General features: G+C 66.0%; 16 protein-coding genes. 6 read left to right on the forward strand and 10 right to left on the reverse strand.

The window, feature by feature from the left end; translation table 11 throughout:
- Window positions 1-4 precede the first annotated feature (4 nt).
- Together AB3X96_RS12345 and AB3X96_RS12350 are read right to left on the reverse strand one after the other, a co-directional pair.
- The gene (locus tag AB3X96_RS12345; RefSeq protein ID WP_368589947.1) at window positions 5-2,626 is read right to left on the reverse strand and encodes an AAA family ATPase; all 2,622 of its coding nucleotides are present in this window, start codon (window positions 2,624-2,626) and stop codon (window positions 5-7) included.
- Entirely contained in the window at window positions 2,623-3,825 is a 1,203-nt protein-coding gene (locus AB3X96_RS12350; protein ID WP_368589948.1) for an exonuclease SbcCD subunit D, read from the reverse strand. The genes AB3X96_RS12345 and AB3X96_RS12350 overlap by 4 nt, the downstream gene beginning before the upstream one ends.
- Window positions 3,826-4,034: 209 nt before the next feature.
- Between AB3X96_RS12350 and AB3X96_RS12355 the strand changes: the two genes are divergently transcribed.
- Together AB3X96_RS12355 and AB3X96_RS12360 are read left to right on the forward strand one after the other, a co-directional pair.
- Entirely contained in the window at window positions 4,035-5,315 is a 1,281-nt protein-coding gene (locus AB3X96_RS12355) for a DUF445 domain-containing protein (RefSeq protein ID WP_368589949.1), read from the forward strand.
- A 143-nt stretch (window positions 5,316-5,458) separates the two neighbouring features.
- Entirely contained in the window at window positions 5,459-7,432 is a 1,974-nt protein-coding gene (locus AB3X96_RS12360) for an AI-2E family transporter (RefSeq protein ID WP_368589950.1), read from the forward strand.
- A 126-nt stretch (window positions 7,433-7,558) separates the two neighbouring features.
- Here AB3X96_RS12360 and AB3X96_RS12365 read toward each other — a convergent pair whose 3' ends face one another.
- Window positions 7,559-7,957 carry a MerR family transcriptional regulator gene (locus tag AB3X96_RS12365; RefSeq protein WP_368589951.1) on the reverse strand — a complete coding sequence of 133 codons (399 nt, stop codon included), beginning with the start codon at window positions 7,955-7,957 and terminating at the stop codon, window positions 7,559-7,561.
- Window positions 7,958-8,060: 103 nt separating this feature from the next.
- Here AB3X96_RS12365 and AB3X96_RS12370 point away from each other — a divergent pair, with 103 nt between their 5' ends.
- The 3 genes from AB3X96_RS12370 to AB3X96_RS12380 all read left to right on the forward strand — a co-directional run bounded on the left by AB3X96_RS12370 (window position 8,061) and on the right by AB3X96_RS12380 (window position 11,038).
- A complete protein-coding gene (locus AB3X96_RS12370; RefSeq protein ID WP_368589952.1) occupies window positions 8,061-8,981 on the forward strand; it encodes an alpha/beta fold hydrolase in 921 nt (306 codons plus the stop codon).
- A 113-nt stretch (window positions 8,982-9,094) separates the two neighbouring features.
- Window positions 9,095-10,831, forward strand: coding sequence for an FAD-dependent oxidoreductase (locus tag AB3X96_RS12375; RefSeq protein WP_368589953.1), 1,737 nt, complete (start codon window positions 9,095-9,097; stop codon window positions 10,829-10,831).
- Window positions 10,832-10,852: 21 nt separating this feature from the next.
- Window positions 10,853-11,038 carry a hypothetical protein gene (locus AB3X96_RS12380; protein ID WP_368589954.1) on the forward strand — a complete coding sequence of 62 codons (186 nt, stop codon included), beginning with the start codon at window positions 10,853-10,855 and terminating at the stop codon, window positions 11,036-11,038.
- Between the two features lie 43 nt (window positions 11,039-11,081).
- Here AB3X96_RS12380 and AB3X96_RS12385 read toward each other — a convergent pair whose 3' ends face one another.
- From AB3X96_RS12385 to AB3X96_RS12405, 5 genes are all read right to left on the reverse strand, one after another.
- On the reverse strand, window positions 11,082-11,381 hold the full coding sequence (locus AB3X96_RS12385; protein WP_368589955.1) for a hypothetical protein: 300 nt from the start codon (window positions 11,379-11,381) through the stop codon (window positions 11,082-11,084).
- Window positions 11,363-11,644 (reverse strand): hypothetical protein, encoded by a 282-nt coding sequence (locus AB3X96_RS12390; protein ID WP_368589956.1) that lies wholly within the window; start codon window positions 11,642-11,644, stop codon window positions 11,363-11,365. Before AB3X96_RS12390 ends, AB3X96_RS12385 begins: the two co-directional genes overlap by 19 nt.
- A gap of 203 nt (window positions 11,645-11,847) precedes the next feature.
- On the reverse strand, window positions 11,848-12,831 hold the full coding sequence (locus tag AB3X96_RS12395) for a 2-dehydropantoate 2-reductase (protein ID WP_368589957.1): 984 nt from the start codon (window positions 12,829-12,831) through the stop codon (window positions 11,848-11,850).
- A 71-nt stretch (window positions 12,832-12,902) separates the two neighbouring features.
- The gene (locus AB3X96_RS12400) at window positions 12,903-13,697 is read right to left on the reverse strand and encodes a class II aldolase/adducin family protein (RefSeq protein WP_368589958.1); all 795 of its coding nucleotides are present in this window, start codon (window positions 13,695-13,697) and stop codon (window positions 12,903-12,905) included.
- Between the two features lie 97 nt (window positions 13,698-13,794).
- Entirely contained in the window at window positions 13,795-14,994 is a 1,200-nt protein-coding gene (locus AB3X96_RS12405) for an amino acid aminotransferase (RefSeq protein WP_368589959.1), read from the reverse strand.
- A 192-nt stretch (window positions 14,995-15,186) separates the two neighbouring features.
- Between AB3X96_RS12405 and AB3X96_RS12410 the strand changes: the two genes are divergently transcribed.
- Window positions 15,187-16,128 (forward strand): LysR family transcriptional regulator, encoded by a 942-nt coding sequence (locus AB3X96_RS12410; RefSeq protein ID WP_368589960.1) that lies wholly within the window; start codon window positions 15,187-15,189, stop codon window positions 16,126-16,128.
- Between the two features lie 58 nt (window positions 16,129-16,186).
- On the opposite strand, the gene AB3X96_RS12415 is transcribed toward AB3X96_RS12410, so the two are convergent.
- Window positions 16,187-17,011: a helix-turn-helix transcriptional regulator gene (locus AB3X96_RS12415; protein WP_368589961.1), complete on the reverse strand. Its 825-nt coding sequence runs from the start codon at window positions 17,009-17,011 to the stop codon at window positions 16,187-16,189.
- A 102-nt stretch (window positions 17,012-17,113) separates the two neighbouring features.
- Window positions 17,114-18,241 (reverse strand): response regulator, encoded by a 1,128-nt coding sequence (locus AB3X96_RS12420; protein ID WP_368589962.1) that lies wholly within the window; start codon window positions 18,239-18,241, stop codon window positions 17,114-17,116.
- Between the last annotated feature and the right edge of the window lie 7 nt (window positions 18,242-18,248).

Genomic DNA, 18,248 nt, shown 5'->3' on the forward strand with positions numbered 1-18,248 from the left:
CCGCTCATGCCATCTTCAGATCCTGCACCGCCCGCTGCCTGACGCCCAGGTCGTCCCACAACTCCGGATGACACGTGAACACCAGAATCTGATGCCGCGTCGCCGCGTCGATCAATACGCGTTTGAGTGCGTCGCGGCGCGCGGCATCGGTGTGGACCGCGGCATCGTCGAGCATCAGCAGAGTCGGCCGGCCTGAGGCCTGCAACAGGTCCGCGTACGCGAGTCGCGTCAGGATGCCGAGCTGTTCGCGCGTACCGAAGCTCAGCGCGTCGAGCAGTTCCGCGCGGCCGTCGCGATCGAGCATCGCCGGGATCAGATCGTCGCCGAGCGCGAGGCTCGACTGCGGAAAAATCCGCTTCAGGTAATGACCGAGCCGCTCGGTCAACGGCGCGCGCAGTTGCGCGAGCGCGGCGTCGCGTTCGTCGACCAGCACTTCGTCGAGCAGACTCAGCGCGCTCGCGCGCAGGCTCAGTTCGTCCTTGCGGCGCGTGGCCTGCTCGACTTGCGCTTCGAGCACGGCAAGCCGTTCGCCGAGGCCCGATGCGCCCATCGTTTCGAGCTGGCTACGCAGCTCCGCGATCCGCAGTTGACGCTCGTGCTGCTCGTTGCGCGCGAGTTCCGCCGATGCGCGATAGCGCTTTGCCTCCGCCACAGGGTCGTCCAGACGCGCCGCATCGAGTTCGCGCTCGCGCTCGCCGCGCTGGTTCTTCAGCACATCGACCTTCACGCGCTGTTCGACGATATGCGCCTGCCACTGCGCGCGGTTGCGTCTGAACGCTTCGTCATTCAGCTGCGCTTCTTTGCGCTGCAGCTGCGCCGTCAGCGAATCGGCCTTCGCGACGCCGGTGGATTGCGCGGCCGCCGCCTGCTCGAGCACCTTGCGCGCGGCCTCCAACGCGTCGCGCGCGATGTTGGCATTGCGGCGCGCGTCGTCGAGCGGCGGCGCCGCCGACACGTCGGGCAGACCGGCAAGGCGCTCGCTCGATGCCTGCAAGCGCGCAGCCGTCGATGCCAGCGCCGCGCGCAACGCATCGATGCCTTGCGGCGCATGGACCGCGAGTATCCCGGTCTGACTCTTCTGTTGCGCGACCAGCGTTTTCCATTGCTCGTGACGCGCCTGCGCATCGCCCACCGACGCGACGCCGAGCGTCAGCAGCAACTGCGCGTGTTTCGCCTCGAGCGACGCCAGTTCCGACAATCGCGCGGACAGATCGGACACGCCCGGAATCACGCGCAATTCGCCGAGCTCGCCGAGGCCGATGCGTTTTTCTTCGTCGACACGCAGCACGCCTGTGCCGCTGATCGTCTCAGCGCCGACGCGTAACTCGCCGTTCAAGCTGTACTCGATGCGCGTCATCGCCGCTTCGGTCCGCGCGCGCAGCACGGTCAGTTCGCCGTCGAGCGTGACGAGGCGCTTGAACCGCGCGTCGTCGAGTTCGAGCGCCGCCGCGTCGCGCGCGGCCTGCAGCACCGCCGCGTTCGCCTTGTCCGCCTCACCGATCGACGCTTCGAGCCGCTGGCTCTCCGCCCGATAGAAATCGACCTGGCTGCGCAGATCGGCGGCGGTCACGGCCGCGTTCGCGAGTTCGAGCGCGCGGTTCGCCTCGGTGGCTGCCTGCTCGAATTGCGCCACGCGGCTTTGCGCCTGCGCATGCGCGGTTTGCGCAGCCGCGACTTCGGCGCGCGCCGCGTCGAGCTGCTCGCGTTCGCGCGCGATGGCCGCCTCCAGTTCGAGCGCACCCTGCTCCTGCTGCACTGACAACGCGAGTTCCGCCTCGCCGATCTTCAGCGACTGCGCGAGCCCTTCGAGACCGCGTTCGAGTTGTTCGACCGCCGCGGCACGTTGCTGCGCGAGCGCGGCCTTCTGCTCGTGAAGCTCCCACGGACGCCGGCGCTCGGCGTCGTCGAATGCCTGCTGTTGCGAGGCGAGGCGCGCGATGTTGTCGTCGAACTGCTGGCGCTGCTGTCGCAGCTCGTCGCGGCTCGCGATCAGCGTGGCGAGCTTCTGCTCCGCCTCGGCGAGCGGCCCGGTCGATTTCTGCGTGCGCGCGGTCAGCAGTTGCCGCAGCTCGCGCTGCACGGCCGCGATCAGCGCGTCCTCGCCGCCCGCTTCGCGGCCGCCCGAAAGTTGCGTGAGCGCGTCGCGCAGATACTGCGCCGCGTGCCCGGTCGAATCGCGCATCTCCTGCGTGCCGCCTTGCTGCACCCACAACAGACCCGGCACGCCGGCGTTCTCGGCTTTCATCGGACCGCGCGCCGCGCGCGAGAAGCCGAGCAGCGCGGCGAGCTTGTCTTCGGCTTCGTCCTCGCTGTACACGGCCTGGCCGATCCTCAGCTCGCAGCGCTGACGCGACACGAACTGCTTCGACAGACGGCACGCGACACCATCGAGTTCGAAGCTGACCTCGACCGACGGCTGCCCGTTCGCGAGCCCCCACGGCAACAGGTCCTTCAGATGCGAGGCCTTGTAGCGTTCGAGGAACACCGTGCGCACCGCCTCGGCAATCGTGCTTTTGCCGGCCTCGTTCGGGCCGACGAACAGGTTGAGACCGGGCTGCAGATCGTCGATCACGAGCTGGCCGCCGAACTGCCTGAATTCCTGAATCGCGATACGTTGCAGCTTCATGCGCAGGCTCCTTCACGCGGCGCTTCAGGTTGCCGATCGCGCGCCTGCGCCGGTGGTGCGGCATGGGAATCGCGGTGCCACTGTTCGCGCTGAAAGCGCGCCAGCAGCAGCAACGCTTCGGCCGCGCGCCGCGCCTGTTGCGGATCGGCCTGCGCGTCTTCCTGCAAGCCGCGCAGCCGCGCCACCACCTTCGCGAGATAGCCGCTTTGCGCGCCGAGTTCGGCGAGATCGTCGGCGGTGGGCAGCACGTGCAGGCTGCTCAGATCGGCACGCAACGCTCGCACCCGGGCGCGGGCCTCTTCGACCGCGACATGCAGCGCCTCGGCATCGGCGAGCGCCGCCGTGCCACCGACCTCGATGCGCAGCACGTCATTCGCGCCGAGTTCGGCGAGGCGGGCTTTCAGAGCGTCGATATCGGTCGGCACCGAAATCGTCTCGTCCCAGCGACGCCACCGGTATTGCCCGACTCGCACCGCGTCGACTTGCGGCATCGCGCCCGGCTCGCTAATCGTGACGTTGAGCACGAAGCCCGGTTCGTTCGCGCGGAAGCGGTCCTGTTCGTGTGTGCCCGCGTACCACGTGCGTTCGTCGACACGCAGATGGCCGTGCCAGTCGCCGAGCGCCAGATAGTCGAGCCGCGCGCTCACGGCGCGCGTCGGCGCGATCGGGTTCGACGAATCGATGCCCTCCTGCAGAATGCCGCCGACGCTGCCATGCGCGAGCCCCACGCGGTGATAGCCGGGCGGCGTCTCGGTGGAATCGAAGAATGCGGTGGTGTCGTCGTAGGTGATGCGCTGCGTGAGCGGCGCGCACAGCAGCGCGCAACGGCACGCGTCGAGCAGCACGACTCCGGTTTCGAGCACGACGCGCACGTTCGGCGGCACGCAATTGAGCCGCTGCGCGCGGGTCCACACGCTTTCGACCAACGCCGCGTCGTGATTGCCCGGCAGCATGATCCACGTTCCGGAAAACGCTTGCAGCGCGGCGAACAAACGCCGGATCACGGTATCCGTCACGGTCTGCAGATCGAACACGTCGCCCGCGACGAGCACCGCGTCGACGTTGCGCGCGGCCGCTTCTTCGGCGATGCGGCGCACCGTGTCGAAGCGCGCTTGAGCGAGATGCGCGGCCTCGTCCGCTTCGAACTGACCGAACTGCGTGCCGATCTGCCAATCCGCGGTGTGCAGAAACCTGATCACTGTGCCTCCATTGCGATTGCGTTGCGTCGTCTTGCGTGCGGCACGACGACGAGCCCAACCGCGAATGTTACCTTGCCGAAGCCCCGGCGCGTATTGCGCGCGCGCATCCAGGCTGGACGCGTGCGCGGGCCGTACCGCATCATTGCAACCGAACCGGCTGCCGCGCCACCTTTCAGCCGCCCGCCGCCCGACACGATCAACCGCGCCCGATGGACAAGACCACCGAACTGAAGAAGGCCAAGCGCACGCCTTTACTGCTGCTGCTTGCGGCCGCCTGCGTTTTCGTCGTCACCGCGTTCCTGCCGCGCGGCCTGTGGGTCGACGGCATCAAGGCCGTCGCCGAGGCCGCGATGGTCGGCGCGCTCGCCGACTGGTTCGCGGTCGCGGCGCTGTTTCGCCGCGTGCCGATTCCGGTCGTGTCCGCGCATACCGCGATCATCCCGCGCAACAAGCACAAGATTGCCGACAACCTCGCGCACTTCGTGCAGGACAAGTTTCTCGACGTGCCGTCGCTGGTCGGTCTGATCCGCCGGCACGATCCGGCGCAGACCATCACCGCGTGGCTCAGCGAATCGGCCAACACCGAGCGCCTCGGCGACTACGTGGTGCGCCTCACCGGCGGCATCCTCGAGGTGGCCGACGACGCGCGCATCCAGAACTTCATCAAGGACGGCTTGCGCGACGTGCTCGCGAAGGTCGATCTGTCGCAATCGCTCGGCGCGATCCTCGACACGCTGACGCGCGACGGCCGTCATCAGGAACTGCTCGACACCGCGATCGATCAGGTGATCGCAGTGCTGCGCGAAGCGCCGGCGCGCGAGTTCATTGCCGCGCGCATCGTCGATTGGGTGAAAAGCGAGTATCCGACGATGGAGAAGTTTCTGCCGTCGGCGTGGATCGGCGACAAGGGCGCCGAAGCGATCGCGAGCGCCGCGAACCGTATGCTCGAACAGATCGCCGAGAACCCCACGCACGAGCTGCGCGACAGGTTCGACCGGGTGGTGCAGAAGCTGATCGTGCGGCTGAAGACCGATCCGGTTTTTCTGCAACAGGGCGAAGCGCTAAAGCGCTATCTGGTCGAAGGCGAGGCTTTCAGCAGCTACGTGAAGGACATGTGGGGCGAACTGCGCGCGTGGCTCAAGCGCGATCTGCAAAGCACCGACTCGACACTGCATGCGCGTGTCGCCGCAATGGGCGCGTGGGTCGGCCGCGAACTCGCGCGCGACCCAGCGCTGCGGCAATCGCTGAACGATCACCTCGAAGAAGCCGCGCGCGCGATGGCGCCGGACTTTGCGCAGTTCCTGACGCGCCATATCAGCGATACCGTGAAGAACTGGGACGCGCATGAGATGTCACGGCAGGTCGAGATGAATATCGGCAAAGATCTGCAGTACATCCGCATCAATGGGACGATCGTCGGCGGATTTATCGGCTTGCTGCTGTATGTGAGTTCGCAGTTGCTGGAGATGTTGCGGGTGCATGTAGGCTGACGATTCGAGCTCATCGAGCGACCCGCCGCGCAGCCGCGCCTGAGCCCTGCTCCCCCCAAACCGCCTACAATTCGGGCATATGTCTTGCGGACGACCAGTGCTCCGCTCGGTCGTCAACGCGTCCCAACCGGAATTGTGTTTACATGAAAATATCGCTACCGCCGCCGCATGGGCGCCCCAATCGCGTTTATCCGCCGGGCACGCCGGGCCTACATGGCCTCGTGTCGCTAATCACCGGCGTGGTGGTCGTGTGCGCGCTGTACTTCGGGCGGGAGGTGCTGATTCCGATCACGTTGTCGGTGCTGCTGAGCTTCCTGCTCGCGCCGCTCGTGCAGATGCTGCGGCGTCTGCACATGGGCCAGTTGCCGTCCATCTTCATCGCGGTGCTGTTCGCTCTCGCGTCGCTGCTCGCGATAGGCGCGCTGATCGGCGCGCAGCTCGTGCAGCTCGCGAACGCCCTGCCGCAGTACCAGGAAGCGATCGAGCAGAAGATCGAAACCGTGCAGGAAAAGACCGTGGGCCGCGCCGATTCGCTGATGAGCAGCGCTGCCAGCGCGCTGCAGCGCATGGCGCCGTCGCGTCCCGCGCCGCCGCGCCCGACCGGCCGCGCCGCGCGCAACGCGCCGCAGGTGCCGCAACAGGTCGAGGTGCACGAGCCCGCGCCGACGCCGGTGCAGCTCGCGCAGCGCGCGCTGACGCCGGCCATCGCGCCGATCGAGACGACCTTCATCGTGCTCGTCGTGACGATCTTCATCCTGCTGCAACGTGAGGATTTGCGCGACCGTTTGATCAGCCTGTTCGGCTCGCGCGACCTGCACCGCACGACTACCGCGATCAACGACGCCGCCGGGCGCCTGTCACGCTATTTCGTCGCGCAGCTCGGCGTGAATCTGAGCGCGGGCGGCATCATCGCGATCGGGCTCGCGATCATCGGCGTACCGGGCGCGCTGCTGTTCGGCGTGATCGCCGCTTTGCTGCGCTTCGTGCCGTACATCGGCATCTGGATCGCCGCGATCCTCGCGGTATTTCTCGCGGCCGCGATCCAGCCGCAATGGACGATGGCGGTCCTCACGCTGATCCTGTTCATCGTCGTCGACGTGGTCGCCGGGCAGATCGCCGAGCCGCTGCTGTACGGTCATCGCTCGGGCCTGTCGCCGCTCGCGGTGGTGGTCGCGGCGATTTTCTGGAGCTGGCTGTGGGGGCCGATCGGCCTCGTGCTGTCGACGCCGCTCACGCTGTGCGTCGTCACGCTCGGGCGCTACGCGGACCGCTTGAACTTCCTGACCGTGCTGCTCGGCGATCAGCCCGCGCTGACGCCCGCGCAGAACTTCTATCAGCGCCTGCTCGCCGACGATCCGCACGAGGCGATCGTGCAGGCCGAACGGCTGCTGCGCGAGATGTCGCTGATCGACTACTACGACAAGGTCGCGCTCGAAGGCCTGCGGCTCGCGCGCAACGACGCGCAGCGCGGCGTGCTGATGCCCGGGCAGTTGCAGCGGATCAACGACGCGCTCGCCGATATCGTCGAGAACCTCGAAATCGCCGACGGGCTGCGCGATACGCTGTCGCCTGCCGAATCGGCTGACGCGGGTAACGCGCTGCTCGCGGGGGCGCCGGAGCTGGCGTCGCCGGGCGCGGGTGCTTCGGAGCGCTACGGCAGCGATCCGCTGTCGCGCTCGCCACAGGCGGACGAAGCGGGCAAGGCGGCGGTGTTGTGCGTGCCCGGCCGCGGCGCATTCGACGAAGTGACGACGGCCATCGCTGTGCAACTGCTGAACCGCCAGGGTTTCGCGCCGCTAATGGCGACGCACTCCGGCTACCGCAGCGCGCGCGCCGATGAGCCGAGCTTCAAGGACACTTCGATCATCTGCATCGTGTCGCTCGACGCGCCCGAGTCGCCGCCGTATCTGCGCAATATGCTGCGGCGCACGCGCGAATGGCGGCCTCGCGCGACGCTGGTGGTCGGCGTCGGCGACGCGCCGGACGACAGCGCCGAACTCGATGCGGGCGGCGAGCTGCATGCGTCGCCGACATTCCGCGCGATGATCCAGGCTTGTCACGCGGCGACGAGCGGGCAGCCCATGCGGCAGCAATCGCAGGCGGCCAGCGCGGGCTGAGGCCGCTGGCCTGAAGCAGGCCAGGTCGAAAAACCAGGATTTTTGCTTCAAGCATCCATCTGCGGCTGTGGCTAGCGCGCACCGCCCCGCTCAGGGCTTATGTTAAGCCTCGCTCGAATCCCATTCTCATGGTCCGTCGAGGCTTCCTTCCCGACCACCAAGCTGCAATGTCTCGTTGGCATCGATCGCTTTGATCAGACTCGCGACGACTCGTCGGCTTTCTCCGAGGTCGCGCATCTTGACGTCGAGCTTTTCGACCTCGCGCCGCAACGCAGCGCGTGCCTCGGCACACGGATGGAAAACGGGCTTGGCGCCTAGCACGCAGGGCAGCAACAACCGGATACTGCTGATCTTCAGTCCCGCCGCGCTGAGCACGCGGATACGGTGTGCCGCGTCTATCTCCTCCGGACCGTAATCGCGGTAGCCCGATTCGGTTCGCATTGGTTTGAGCAAACCTTCGTGTTCGTAATAGCGCAGCATCCGTTCACTCACGCCGATGCGGCGAGCCAGTTCGCCAATACGCATGACATCTCCCATACGAAACGCTTGACCTTGACACCGCTGTCAAAGTTTAGCCTGATCTGGCCGGCCGGATTGCCCGCCGCTACATTCGCCAAGGGACTTGCTCATGACATCCACCGATGACACGTTTGACGGAACGTTTCCGTTTTCACCGCGCTTCAGCGACGCTGCCGGCTTTCGAATGCATTACGTCGATGAAGGCCGCACCGATGGCGAGGTTGTCTTGTGTCTGCACGGGGAACCGACATGGAGCTATCTGTTTCGCGACCTGATCGTGGCGCTGTCAGGCAGCTACCGTGTGATAGCGCCCGATCACATGGGATTCGGCAAGAGCGAGACCCCGGAACATCGGACGTACTGGCTGCAGGATCATATCGACAATCTCGAACAGTTCGTGCTGGCCCTGGATTTGAACGACATCACGCTCGTCATGCACGACTTTGGCGGCCCGGTCGGCATGGGACTCGCCGCGCGGCATCCGAGCCGCATTCGCCGAATCGTCAGCACGAATGGCCCGACTCCGTTTGGTCAGCACACGTTACTCGATAGATGGAACGCGAATACCGCGGTCGCGCCGTGGTTCCAGTGGATCGTTCGCGCCGAATCGCAAGGGCGCCTTGAATCCGTGCTGGGCGAACTCGGCTTCAATATCCTGAGTACGTTGAAGCTCAACGGCTTCGAAAACCATACGCGCATCAACGATACGTGGCTGCGCGCCTACGGTTCGCGTTTCGTCGTGCCCGCCGACAGCGCCGGCGCAATTGGCTGGGCCAAAGGCTTCGCGATCGGGGCGCATCGTTTCGAGGTGCCCGACGCTGCTGCGCTCGACGCGATCCGGTCGAAACCGGCGCTCGCCATTTGGGGCGATGCCGACCGTACGCTGGCCGCGGAACACTTGCTGCCGCTGTTCAGCGAACTATTTCCTCTGGCGCCGATTCACCGGCTCGCGGGAGTCGGCCACTACAGCTTCGAAGACGCACCGCAGGAAATCGCAGGGCTGATCGTCGAATTCCTGAAGGCCCACTGACGCAAGCCTGGACGGGGTCAGCTCGCGTCGCGGCGTCGTACCCAAAATGCGGACAGCCGCGCACGCACGCTGCCGCATACTGCGCCGATAACGCAAGCAAACCGGAGACACGCATGACCCGTCCGTTCAAACCCTATCCGTTCGCGCCGCGCCGTTATCCGGCCGCGCTGCCGCCGCTCGTCGACGGACGCGATCCACAAATGCGCGCCGTCGCAATCGTCGGCGGCGGTCCGGTCGGCATGACGCTCGCGATTGCGCTCGCGCGCCAGGGGGTGCGCTCGGTGCTGATCGAGGCCGACGACAGCGTCTGCACCGGCAGCCGCGCGATCTGCATCTCGCGACGCAGCCTCGAAATCTTCAAACGGCTCGGCGTCGTCGAGGGGTTTCTGCAAAAGGGGCTGGCGTGGACCGGCGGGCGCAGCTTCTATCGCGACACCGAGGTGTTCCGCTTCGCGATGCATCAGGACGACGAGCAGTCGCTGCCGCCGATGATCAATATCGCGCAGTATCAGATCGAGCAACTGCTGCTCGACGAGATCGAACGGCACGCCGATCTGATCGACGTGCGTTGGCAAACGCGTGTGACGGGCCTCGCGCAACGGCCGCAAGGCGGCGCGACCTTGACGCTGCGCAGCGCCGAATCTGCCGATTCGCAACGCGCGAACTGGCAGATGGACGCCGCGTGGGTCGTCGCCTGCGACGGCGGACGCAGCACGATCCGCGACCTGCTCGGGCTCAAGCTTACCGGCACGACCTACGAAGGCCGCTACGTGATCGTCGATATCGAACTCGACAGCACGCGCGCGACAGAACGGCTCGCTTATTTCGATCCGCCGTCGAATCCGGGCTCCACGGTGCTGGTGCACAAGCAGCCCGACAACGTGTGGCGTATCGACTATCAATTGCGCGACGACGAAGACCCCGACGCCGCCGTGCTGCCCGAGAACGTGATGCCGCGCGTGCAAAACCTGCTCGACTCGATGGGCGAAACCGGCGCGTGGTCGCCGATCTGGATCACGATCTACAAGGCCAATGCGCTGACGCTCGAACGCTATCGGCACGGCAACGTGCTGTTCGCGGGCGACGCCGCGCATCTGGTGCCGATCTTCGGCGTGCGCGGCGCGAACTCCGGCATCGACGACGCCGACAATCTCGGCTGGAAGCTCGGCTGCGTGATCAACGGGAGCGCGTCGCCAGCGCTGCTCGATAGCTATAGCGACGAACGTGTGTACGCGGCGCGCGAGAATCTGAGCTACGGCATGAAAAGCACCGAATTCATGGCACCGCCGACCTTCGCGTTCGATCTGCTGCGCACGGCCGTGCTCGGACTCGCCGAGCGTCATGCGGCGGTGCGGCCGCTGATCAATCCGCGCCAAACGCATGCGATCGCGTATCGGCAATCGCCGCTGAACTTCGTGGGCGACAAGGCCGATGCATTCGATCGCGGCCCCGCGCCGGGCACCGTGCTGCCCGAGTGCAGGCTGCTGAAACAATCGCAAGATGGCGCACGGCTCGGCATTCACCTAACCGACCTGCTCGGACCGTGCTTCACGGCGCTGCGCTTCGATCCAGACCAGGCGAACGACGGTGAGTCGTGGCAGCAACTGCAAAGCATGCTAGCCAGCCAGGACATTCCGTTCAACCTGATCGATATCGTCACGGCCGAAGCGCATTCGGCAATCAGCCCTCGAGCGATCGATCCAACCGGCCGCCTGCACGACATGCTCGACGCACAGCCCGGCACCGTCTATCTGATCCGCCCCGACGGCCACGTGCTGGCGCGCTGGCGCAACGGCAGCGCGGCCGCCGTGCGGCACGCGCTCGATGCCACGCTGACGCAGCAGAACTAAAGCGCAAGGACCCTCGACACCATGACCGATTCCGATCTCGACCTCGTCTATACGACGCTGTGCAACACGCTGACCCACGAAGGCGAAGCGCAGGCGTCGCTGTATCTGGCGCGCCTCGCGCTGTTGTGTCTGACCGAACTCGACGACCCGCGGCGCGCGTTGTCGTTGATCGAAGCGGCGAAGCTGCCGGTTGCCGCCGCGGCCTAGCGCAGACAAAAAAACCGCCTCCCTGGAGGCGGTAACGAGCCGACTATTTTTCCGCGAGCCGATGACCGCCGGCATCCGGCTCGACGCGATAGCGCTGGCGAATCTCCTTCAAATGATCGAGATCGCCGGGGTGCTTGCCGTCGGGAAAATCAACTTCGGCGATGCTGTGGCCAGCGCTCGCCTTGAGCATCCCGCGCTTTGGGCCGCTGCTAGCCAGCACGGCGATCGCTTTGATATTGCCTTGCTGATCGTATTCGATATGTACCTTCATGGAGGACTCCTCGTCATGTTCGATGGAATTGAGCGGATGCACAGCGGCCAGGTTCAAATTGCGTCGGTCCATGCAATGAAGAGTCCGTAGGAAGCATAGTCGGTTGCGCTCTTGTTGTGCACTTCCAGCAGCACCACGCGATTGCCTTCGGCGTCGCAATCGTTGGAAAGGTTGCGGACTTCGACGTTCTTGTCCCACGGCGGTCCCGACAGGGGGATCGCTGCCGCCCACAGGATTTCGCCGTAGTTCATCGGACCCACCCACCAGAACGTGGAGTCGCCCGCATTCAGATCGACTCCGCTGCCGACCAGTTGGCCATTTACATTGATACCCATCGCTGTCTCCCAGTTGCAGACGGCCACAGCGACGCGTAATTGCCCGTGTGCCCGTGGCGGTGGTTACACCGCTGACTAAAGAACGGCGACGTTCGATGCGTTTTGAAGGCAGCCCGTTATTCTGCGAATGCCCACAAAAAAGCCGCGCGATCGACGCGCGGCATTTCTTCCTTCTTCGAAGCGAAGGCGTTACGACAACAACCTCACTGCTTCGGATACAAGCCCAACGTACTGGCATGCAGCCGCGCGAGCCCGAGCAACGCATCCGTATAAGGCGTGGGCACGCGCGTCAGCTGCCCGAGTTCGCGCACCGCGCCGACCAGCGCATCGAGTTCGACCGCCTTGCCGGCCTGCACGTCCTGCAGCATCGACGTCTTCATCGCGCCGAGCTTCAGCGTGACCGCGTGACGGTCATCGGGCGCCTGGTCGATCGGGATGCCGAAGCGAGCGCCGATTTCCTTCGCCTCCAGCATGATGTGCGTGACGAAGCCGCGCACGAGTTCGTCGCCGAGAATCCGGTCCGTCGTTGCGCCGGTGATCGCGCTGACCGGGTTCATCGTCATGTTGCCCCATAGCTTGAACCAGACGTCGCGCTGGATCTGCGCGGAGGCCGTCGCATGGAAGCCCGCCGCCTGCAGCAGCGCGGCGAGCAACTCGACACGCTCGCTCGCCTTACCCGACGCCTCGCCGACGATCAGCCCATTGCCCTGGTGATGCCGGATCACGCCGGGTGCGTCGATCAGGCAACTGGCATGCACGACGCAGCCGATAGTCTGCGCGGCCGGGATCGCGGCGGCGATCGCGCCGTCGGGATCGATCGTCTTCAGGCGCTGACCGGCGAGCTCGCCGCCGAGGCCGTCGCAGAACCACCACGGCACGCCGTTCATCGCCGTCAGCACGATCGTTTCCGGGCCGAGCAGCGGTTTGATATGCGCGGCCACCGCCGCCATCGCCGGGCCCTTCACCGCGATCACGACGAGCTCCTGCACGCCGAGATCGGCCGGCTTGTCGCTCGCCTTCACCTGCTCCGCGTAGATCACACCGCCTTCGATCAGCCGCAGACCGTGCTGGCGCACCGCGTCGAGTGTCGCGCCGCGCGCGACCACGCTGACCTGATGCCCGGCCTGCGCGAGCTTCACTCCCATCCAGCCGCCGATCGAGCCGGCGCCGTAGATCGCTACTTTCATCGCCTGAATCCTTGCCTGTTGCTGTGTTTATCGCAGCGTTGATTGTCGCGCTCTTTTATGCGTGGCTTCAATCATTGCCGGTAGCTCGCATCGATCCGGTCGACCCGCCGCACCAGCGCATCGAACACGTCCTGCCCGGCGCCGTGGCGCGGGTCGAACTGCAACGCGTCGCGCGAGCAGCGAATCGCGACCTCCTCGGGCACCGGCCGCGCGCGGCCCATCGAAAACGTCGCCATCTGGATTTCGCACGCACGATTCAGCGTCCACAGAATCGCGAAGGTCTGCGGCAACGTCCGTCCCCACGATAGCAGACCGTGGTTGCGCAGGATCACCGCCTGTTTGTCGCCGATATGCGCGAGCAGCCGCGGGCCCTCCTCCGCATGAATCGTAATGCCTTCGAAGTCGTGATACGCGATCCGGTCGTGCAACTGCGCGCTATAGAAGTCGGTCTGCTGCAGGCCGTCTTCGAGACAGGCCACCGCGACGCCCGCCGTCGTATGCGTGTGCATCACGCAGTGCGCGTCGGGCAAGCCTTCGTGAATCGCCGCATGCACGACGAAGCCGGCCGGATTCACCGGATACGGCGAGCCGTCGAGGACCCGCCCCTGCGCATCGATCTTCACCAGATTGCTCGCGGTGACTTCGCTGTAGTGCAGCCCGAACGGGTTGATCAGGAAGTGGCGCTCGGCGCCGCTGACGGTTTCGGGCACGCGCAGCGTGATGTGGTTGTAGATCATCTCGGTCCAGCCGAGCAGATCGAAAATCCGGTAGCACGCGGCAAGCTGCACGCGCGCCTGCCATTCGTCCGGATGCATCGCGGCCGATCTGGCCGGGCTTGTCGGCTGCGCTTCGAGGGTCGTGGCCATCGTCAGTGTCTCCATGATTGTGGTTGTGACGGCGCGGCCATGCGCACCGCCACCCTATTCACGCGTGCCGCAACAGCGGCTGGACCGCCGGACGGCTTCAGTCGCCCGACACCACCGCCGCGATCGACGACGCGACATAGTCCGCGTTGCGCGCGTTCAGCCCGGCGACGCACATGCGGCCCGAGCGCAGCACGTACACCGCGTATTCGTTGCGCAGACGCTCGACCTGGCTTTCGGACAGGCCGGTGTATGTGAACATGCCGCGCTGAGCGACATAGCGCGCGCGCATCACTTCATCGACGCGTCCGTCGAGCCCCGCGTGGATCACGTTGCGCATCGCGAGGATGCGCTCGCGCATCGCGCCGAGCTCGGCTTCCCACGACGCACGCAGCGTCGCATCGGCGAGCACGTTGGCGACGAGACGCGCGCCGTGCGTCGGCGGATTGCTGTAGTTCGCCCGCACCGCCGACATCAACTGACCCGCGACGCGTGCCGCTTCGTCGGCGCTCTTGCAGACCACGCTCAGCGCGCCGACACGCTCGCCATACAGCGAGAAATTTTTCGAGAACGAGTTCGCGACGATCAGCGGCACGTTCGCGTCGGCGAGCAGGCGCACCGGTGCGGCGTCTTCTTCGAGGCCCGCGCCGAAACCCTGGTAGGCCATGTCGACGAACGCGATCAGCTTGCGGCGCTGCAAAACCGGCGCCAGTTCCGCCCATTGCGCGGGGCTCAGATCGACGCCGGTCGGGTTATGGCAGCACGCGTGCAGCAGCACCACGCTCTTTTCCGGCAATGTGTCGATCGCGGCGAGCATCTCGGCGAAACGCAGGCCGCCCGTTTGCGGGTCGTAGTACGGATAGGTGTTGACCGTCAGGCCCGCCCCTTCGAATATCACGCGATGGTTTTCCCAGCTCGGGTCGCTGATCCACACCTGCGAGCCGGGGAAATAGCGCTTCAGGAAATCGGCGCCGACCTTCAGCGCGCCCGAGCCGCCGAGCGTTTGCAGCGTCGCGATCCGGCCTTCGGCGCGCGCCGCGCTATTGGCGCCGAACACCAGCGCCTGCGCGGTGTCGCGATAGAGCGGCAGACCCGCCATCGGCAGATACGAGCGTGGGCCGATCGCGTCCAGCAGCGCGGTTTCGGCGCGACGCACCGCGTCGATCACCGGCAGCTTGCCGGCGTCGTCGAAGTAGATGCCGATGCTGAGGTTGACCTTGTTCGGCCGGGGGTCCAGCTGAAAGTCTTCGTTCAGGCTCAGAATCGGGTCGCCCGGATAGGCGGGAATATGGTCGAACATGACGGGTCCTTGAATACGGCCTGTGCAGGCCTGTTGTAGCGGTCGTCCGCGCGCCGCGTGACGACGGGGCAAACCTTAAGTCTAAGCGGGTTCGCCGGGCTAAGTCGACCCGCACGAGTGTCGGTCGCCGCCGGGCCGCGCACAATCAATCGATTTTTCACGATTCGTAAGTTTTTCTTTAGAATCGATCGTATGCCTCTTACCCGCGTCACGATCCGCCAATTCGAAGCGTTCCTCGCCATCGTCGATCTGCACAGCATCGGCGCGGCGGCAGAGCGGCTCGGGCTGACTTCGTCGGCGGTCAGCCAACTGCTTGCCGAGCTCGAAACGGAGCTCGGCTTCCGGCTGTTCGATCGCACCACGCGGCGTGTCGCGCTGTCCAGCGCGGGGCAGGACTTTCTGGCGTCGGCCGAATCGGTGCTGCGCCACGTGCGCGCGGCCGCCCAATCCGCCGACGACATCCGCAACCGCGCGGCCGGCATCGTGCGGGTCGGCGCGCCGCTCGTGATCGCATCGACGGCGCTGCCCGCGGCGATCGCCGCGTACGCGCGCGGCAAGCCGAAGGTGGTCGTGCGGGTCTGCGATACCGTGGTCGAGCAACTGGTGGAGCGCGTGGAGAGCGGCGATATCGATCTCGCGATCGGTCCGGACCGGCAAAGCGGGCCGCGCGTGCGCTCCGAGGCCGCGTTCGCGAGTCCGTGGGTCATGTGGTGCGCGGCCGCGCATCCGCTCGCCGCTCGCCGCCGCGTGCAGTGGCAGCATCTGCGCGACGTGCCGATCGTCGCGACCGGCCGCGACCACGAGCGCGCGGTCGATCAGATGCGCGCCAATCTGCCGGTCGAGGCACGCATCATTCCAGTCGATGTCGTCGATAACGTGACCACCGCGTTCGGCCTCGCCGCGCAAGGGCTGGCGGTCACGCTCGCGCCGGCCTATGTGGCGCCGCTCGCGCGCACGTTCGGGCTCGTGATGAAGCGCATCGTCGATCCGGAAACGATTCGCGAGGTGTGCGTGTATCGCTCGACCGAACGGGCGCTGTCGCCATCGGCCGATGGTTTCGCGGATTTCGTGGTGCCGTGGTTGAAACGCTGGGATCGGGAGACGCAGGCCAACGCTCGGGGTAAGCGGAGTTGAAGCGGGCTTGAAGCGGGTCTGAAGCGCCAGGCGACTCGCGCTTCGGCGCATCGTGCATCTAGGGCTGCATACACAGCGCGAACAACTGCCGCTGATTCGAAATCCCGAGCCGCGCATACGCGCGCTTCTGATACGTGACGACGCTCGCCGGCTTCACACCCATCTGCCCGGCGATCTCGGCGGCGCTTGCGCCTTCGAGCGTGCCACGCAACGCGTCGAGTTCGCGCGGCGTCAGCGCCGGACATGCGCGCCGCACGCGCGCGAGCATCGCCGCGCCGGTGCCCTGCTGATGCTGCCCGTTCAGCGCGTAGTGACCCTTTGCCGCATGCGCGAACAGCGGCGCGACGCTTTCGATCCGCTCCAGATCGCCCGGCGAGAACACGCCGTACGCGCGGTCGCGATACAGGTTGATCGACAGCCACACGCTATCCGCGGGCTGCACCAGCAACGACAGCCGGTCCGATACGTTCGGCTGCGCGTAGCAGACCGCGCGATACGCTTCATTCTCGATTTCGTCGCCGCGCTGCTGATGCAGCACCAGCGCATCGCGTGAAGCGCTGCGCCGCTTGTCGTCGGTCTGGCCGATGATCGCGCGATTGCCGTCCAGCGCATAAAAATGCGCGGCGTAGCGTTCGGCGACGTCGCGCAGAAAATGCCCGCCGCGATGATCTGCTGCCGACACCGTACGCGGCCGCGCATCGAACTCGTACGCGAAGATCGTGCACTGCGAAACGGGCAGCGACAATGATTCGCCCACCGTCTGCAGAATGCTCGCGGCGAGCGCGTCGGCATCCGGGTGCGAAATCGCCATGACGAGGTCGGTGGCGAGCGCGGTGCTGATCTGACCGCTGCGCTGCGGTGATGCGAGGCGCCAGGAACGCATGATGGGATTCGTGCTTGCGCCGCGTGGATTGGGTTGCGGCAAGCGTAGCACAGCGGGCGCGCGGCGCAGGTCCGCCGCGGTGAGCGACTCGTCAGCGACGCGTTATCGCCGGGTAAACGACCCCCGCTGCAACGCCACCACCCTCGGCAATTCGATCGTAAACGTCGTGCCGGCCTCGTCGCTGGATACGACGCTGACGTCGCCGCCATGCATCCGCGCGATCTCCTGGACGATATGCAGACCAAGCCCGAGCCCTTCGCGCGAGCGCGCGCCGTTGCCGTTCGACCCGAACGCCTTGAACAGATACGGATACACCTCGGCCGGAATCGTGCCGCGATTGGACACCTTCAGCCGCACGCAATCCTCGGCGTCGCCATCGACCTCCACGCCGATATCACCCTCCGGCGCGCCATGATGCAGCGCATTGCTGACGAGATTCGACACCGCCTGCCACACGAGATCGGTATCCCACGCGCCGGCCGTATTGCCGGTGCAGGTGAACACGATCTGCTTGCCGCTCTTCTGCGACGCGAATTCATCAATGACCGAGCGGCACAGTGTGGCGAGGTCGATCGAGCGTGGCTGCAACGGCAGACGTCCGCCTTGCAGGCGTGCGAGGTTCAGCAGCTGATCGACCATCCGCGCCATCCTCAGCGAACTGTTCTTCACGCGCGCGGCAACGGTCGCGGCCTGCTCGTCGGCGGCCGCGCGCATCAGGTATTCGGCCGACGCGAGCACCGCGCTGAGCGGCGTGCGCAGATCGTGACTGAGCACCGCCATCAGCATTTCGTTCGCTTCGAGCATCTGGCGCGTCGTCACCAGTTGCGCGGCGAGCTGGCGCTTCTGCTGCTCCAGCTGCACGAACACGTCGACCTTCGACTGCAGGATGCGCGGATCGAACGGCTTGTACAGGAAATCGACCGCGCCCGCCTCGTAGCCGCGGAACGTGCGCGACGCGTCCTGCGCGGTCGCGGTCAGGAAGATGATCGGAACGTGCGAGGTGCGCGGGCTGCCGCGCATCAGCGCAGCCAGCTCGAAGCCGTTCATGCCGGGCATATTGACGTCGAGAATCGCCAGCGCGACTTCGTGCTTGAGCAGCAGATCGAGCGCGGCGGTACCGGAGTCGGCGACCAGCACAGCGAGGTCGGGCCGCGCGAGCAATGCTTCGAGCGCGGTGATGTTGTGGGCGATGTCGTCGACGATCAGGATGTTCACAGGTGAGTTCGTCATGGCACCG

This window comes from Paraburkholderia sp. BR13439, assembly GCF_040948805.1.
Classification (GTDB): domain Bacteria; phylum Pseudomonadota; class Gammaproteobacteria; order Burkholderiales; family Burkholderiaceae; genus Paraburkholderia; species Paraburkholderia youngii.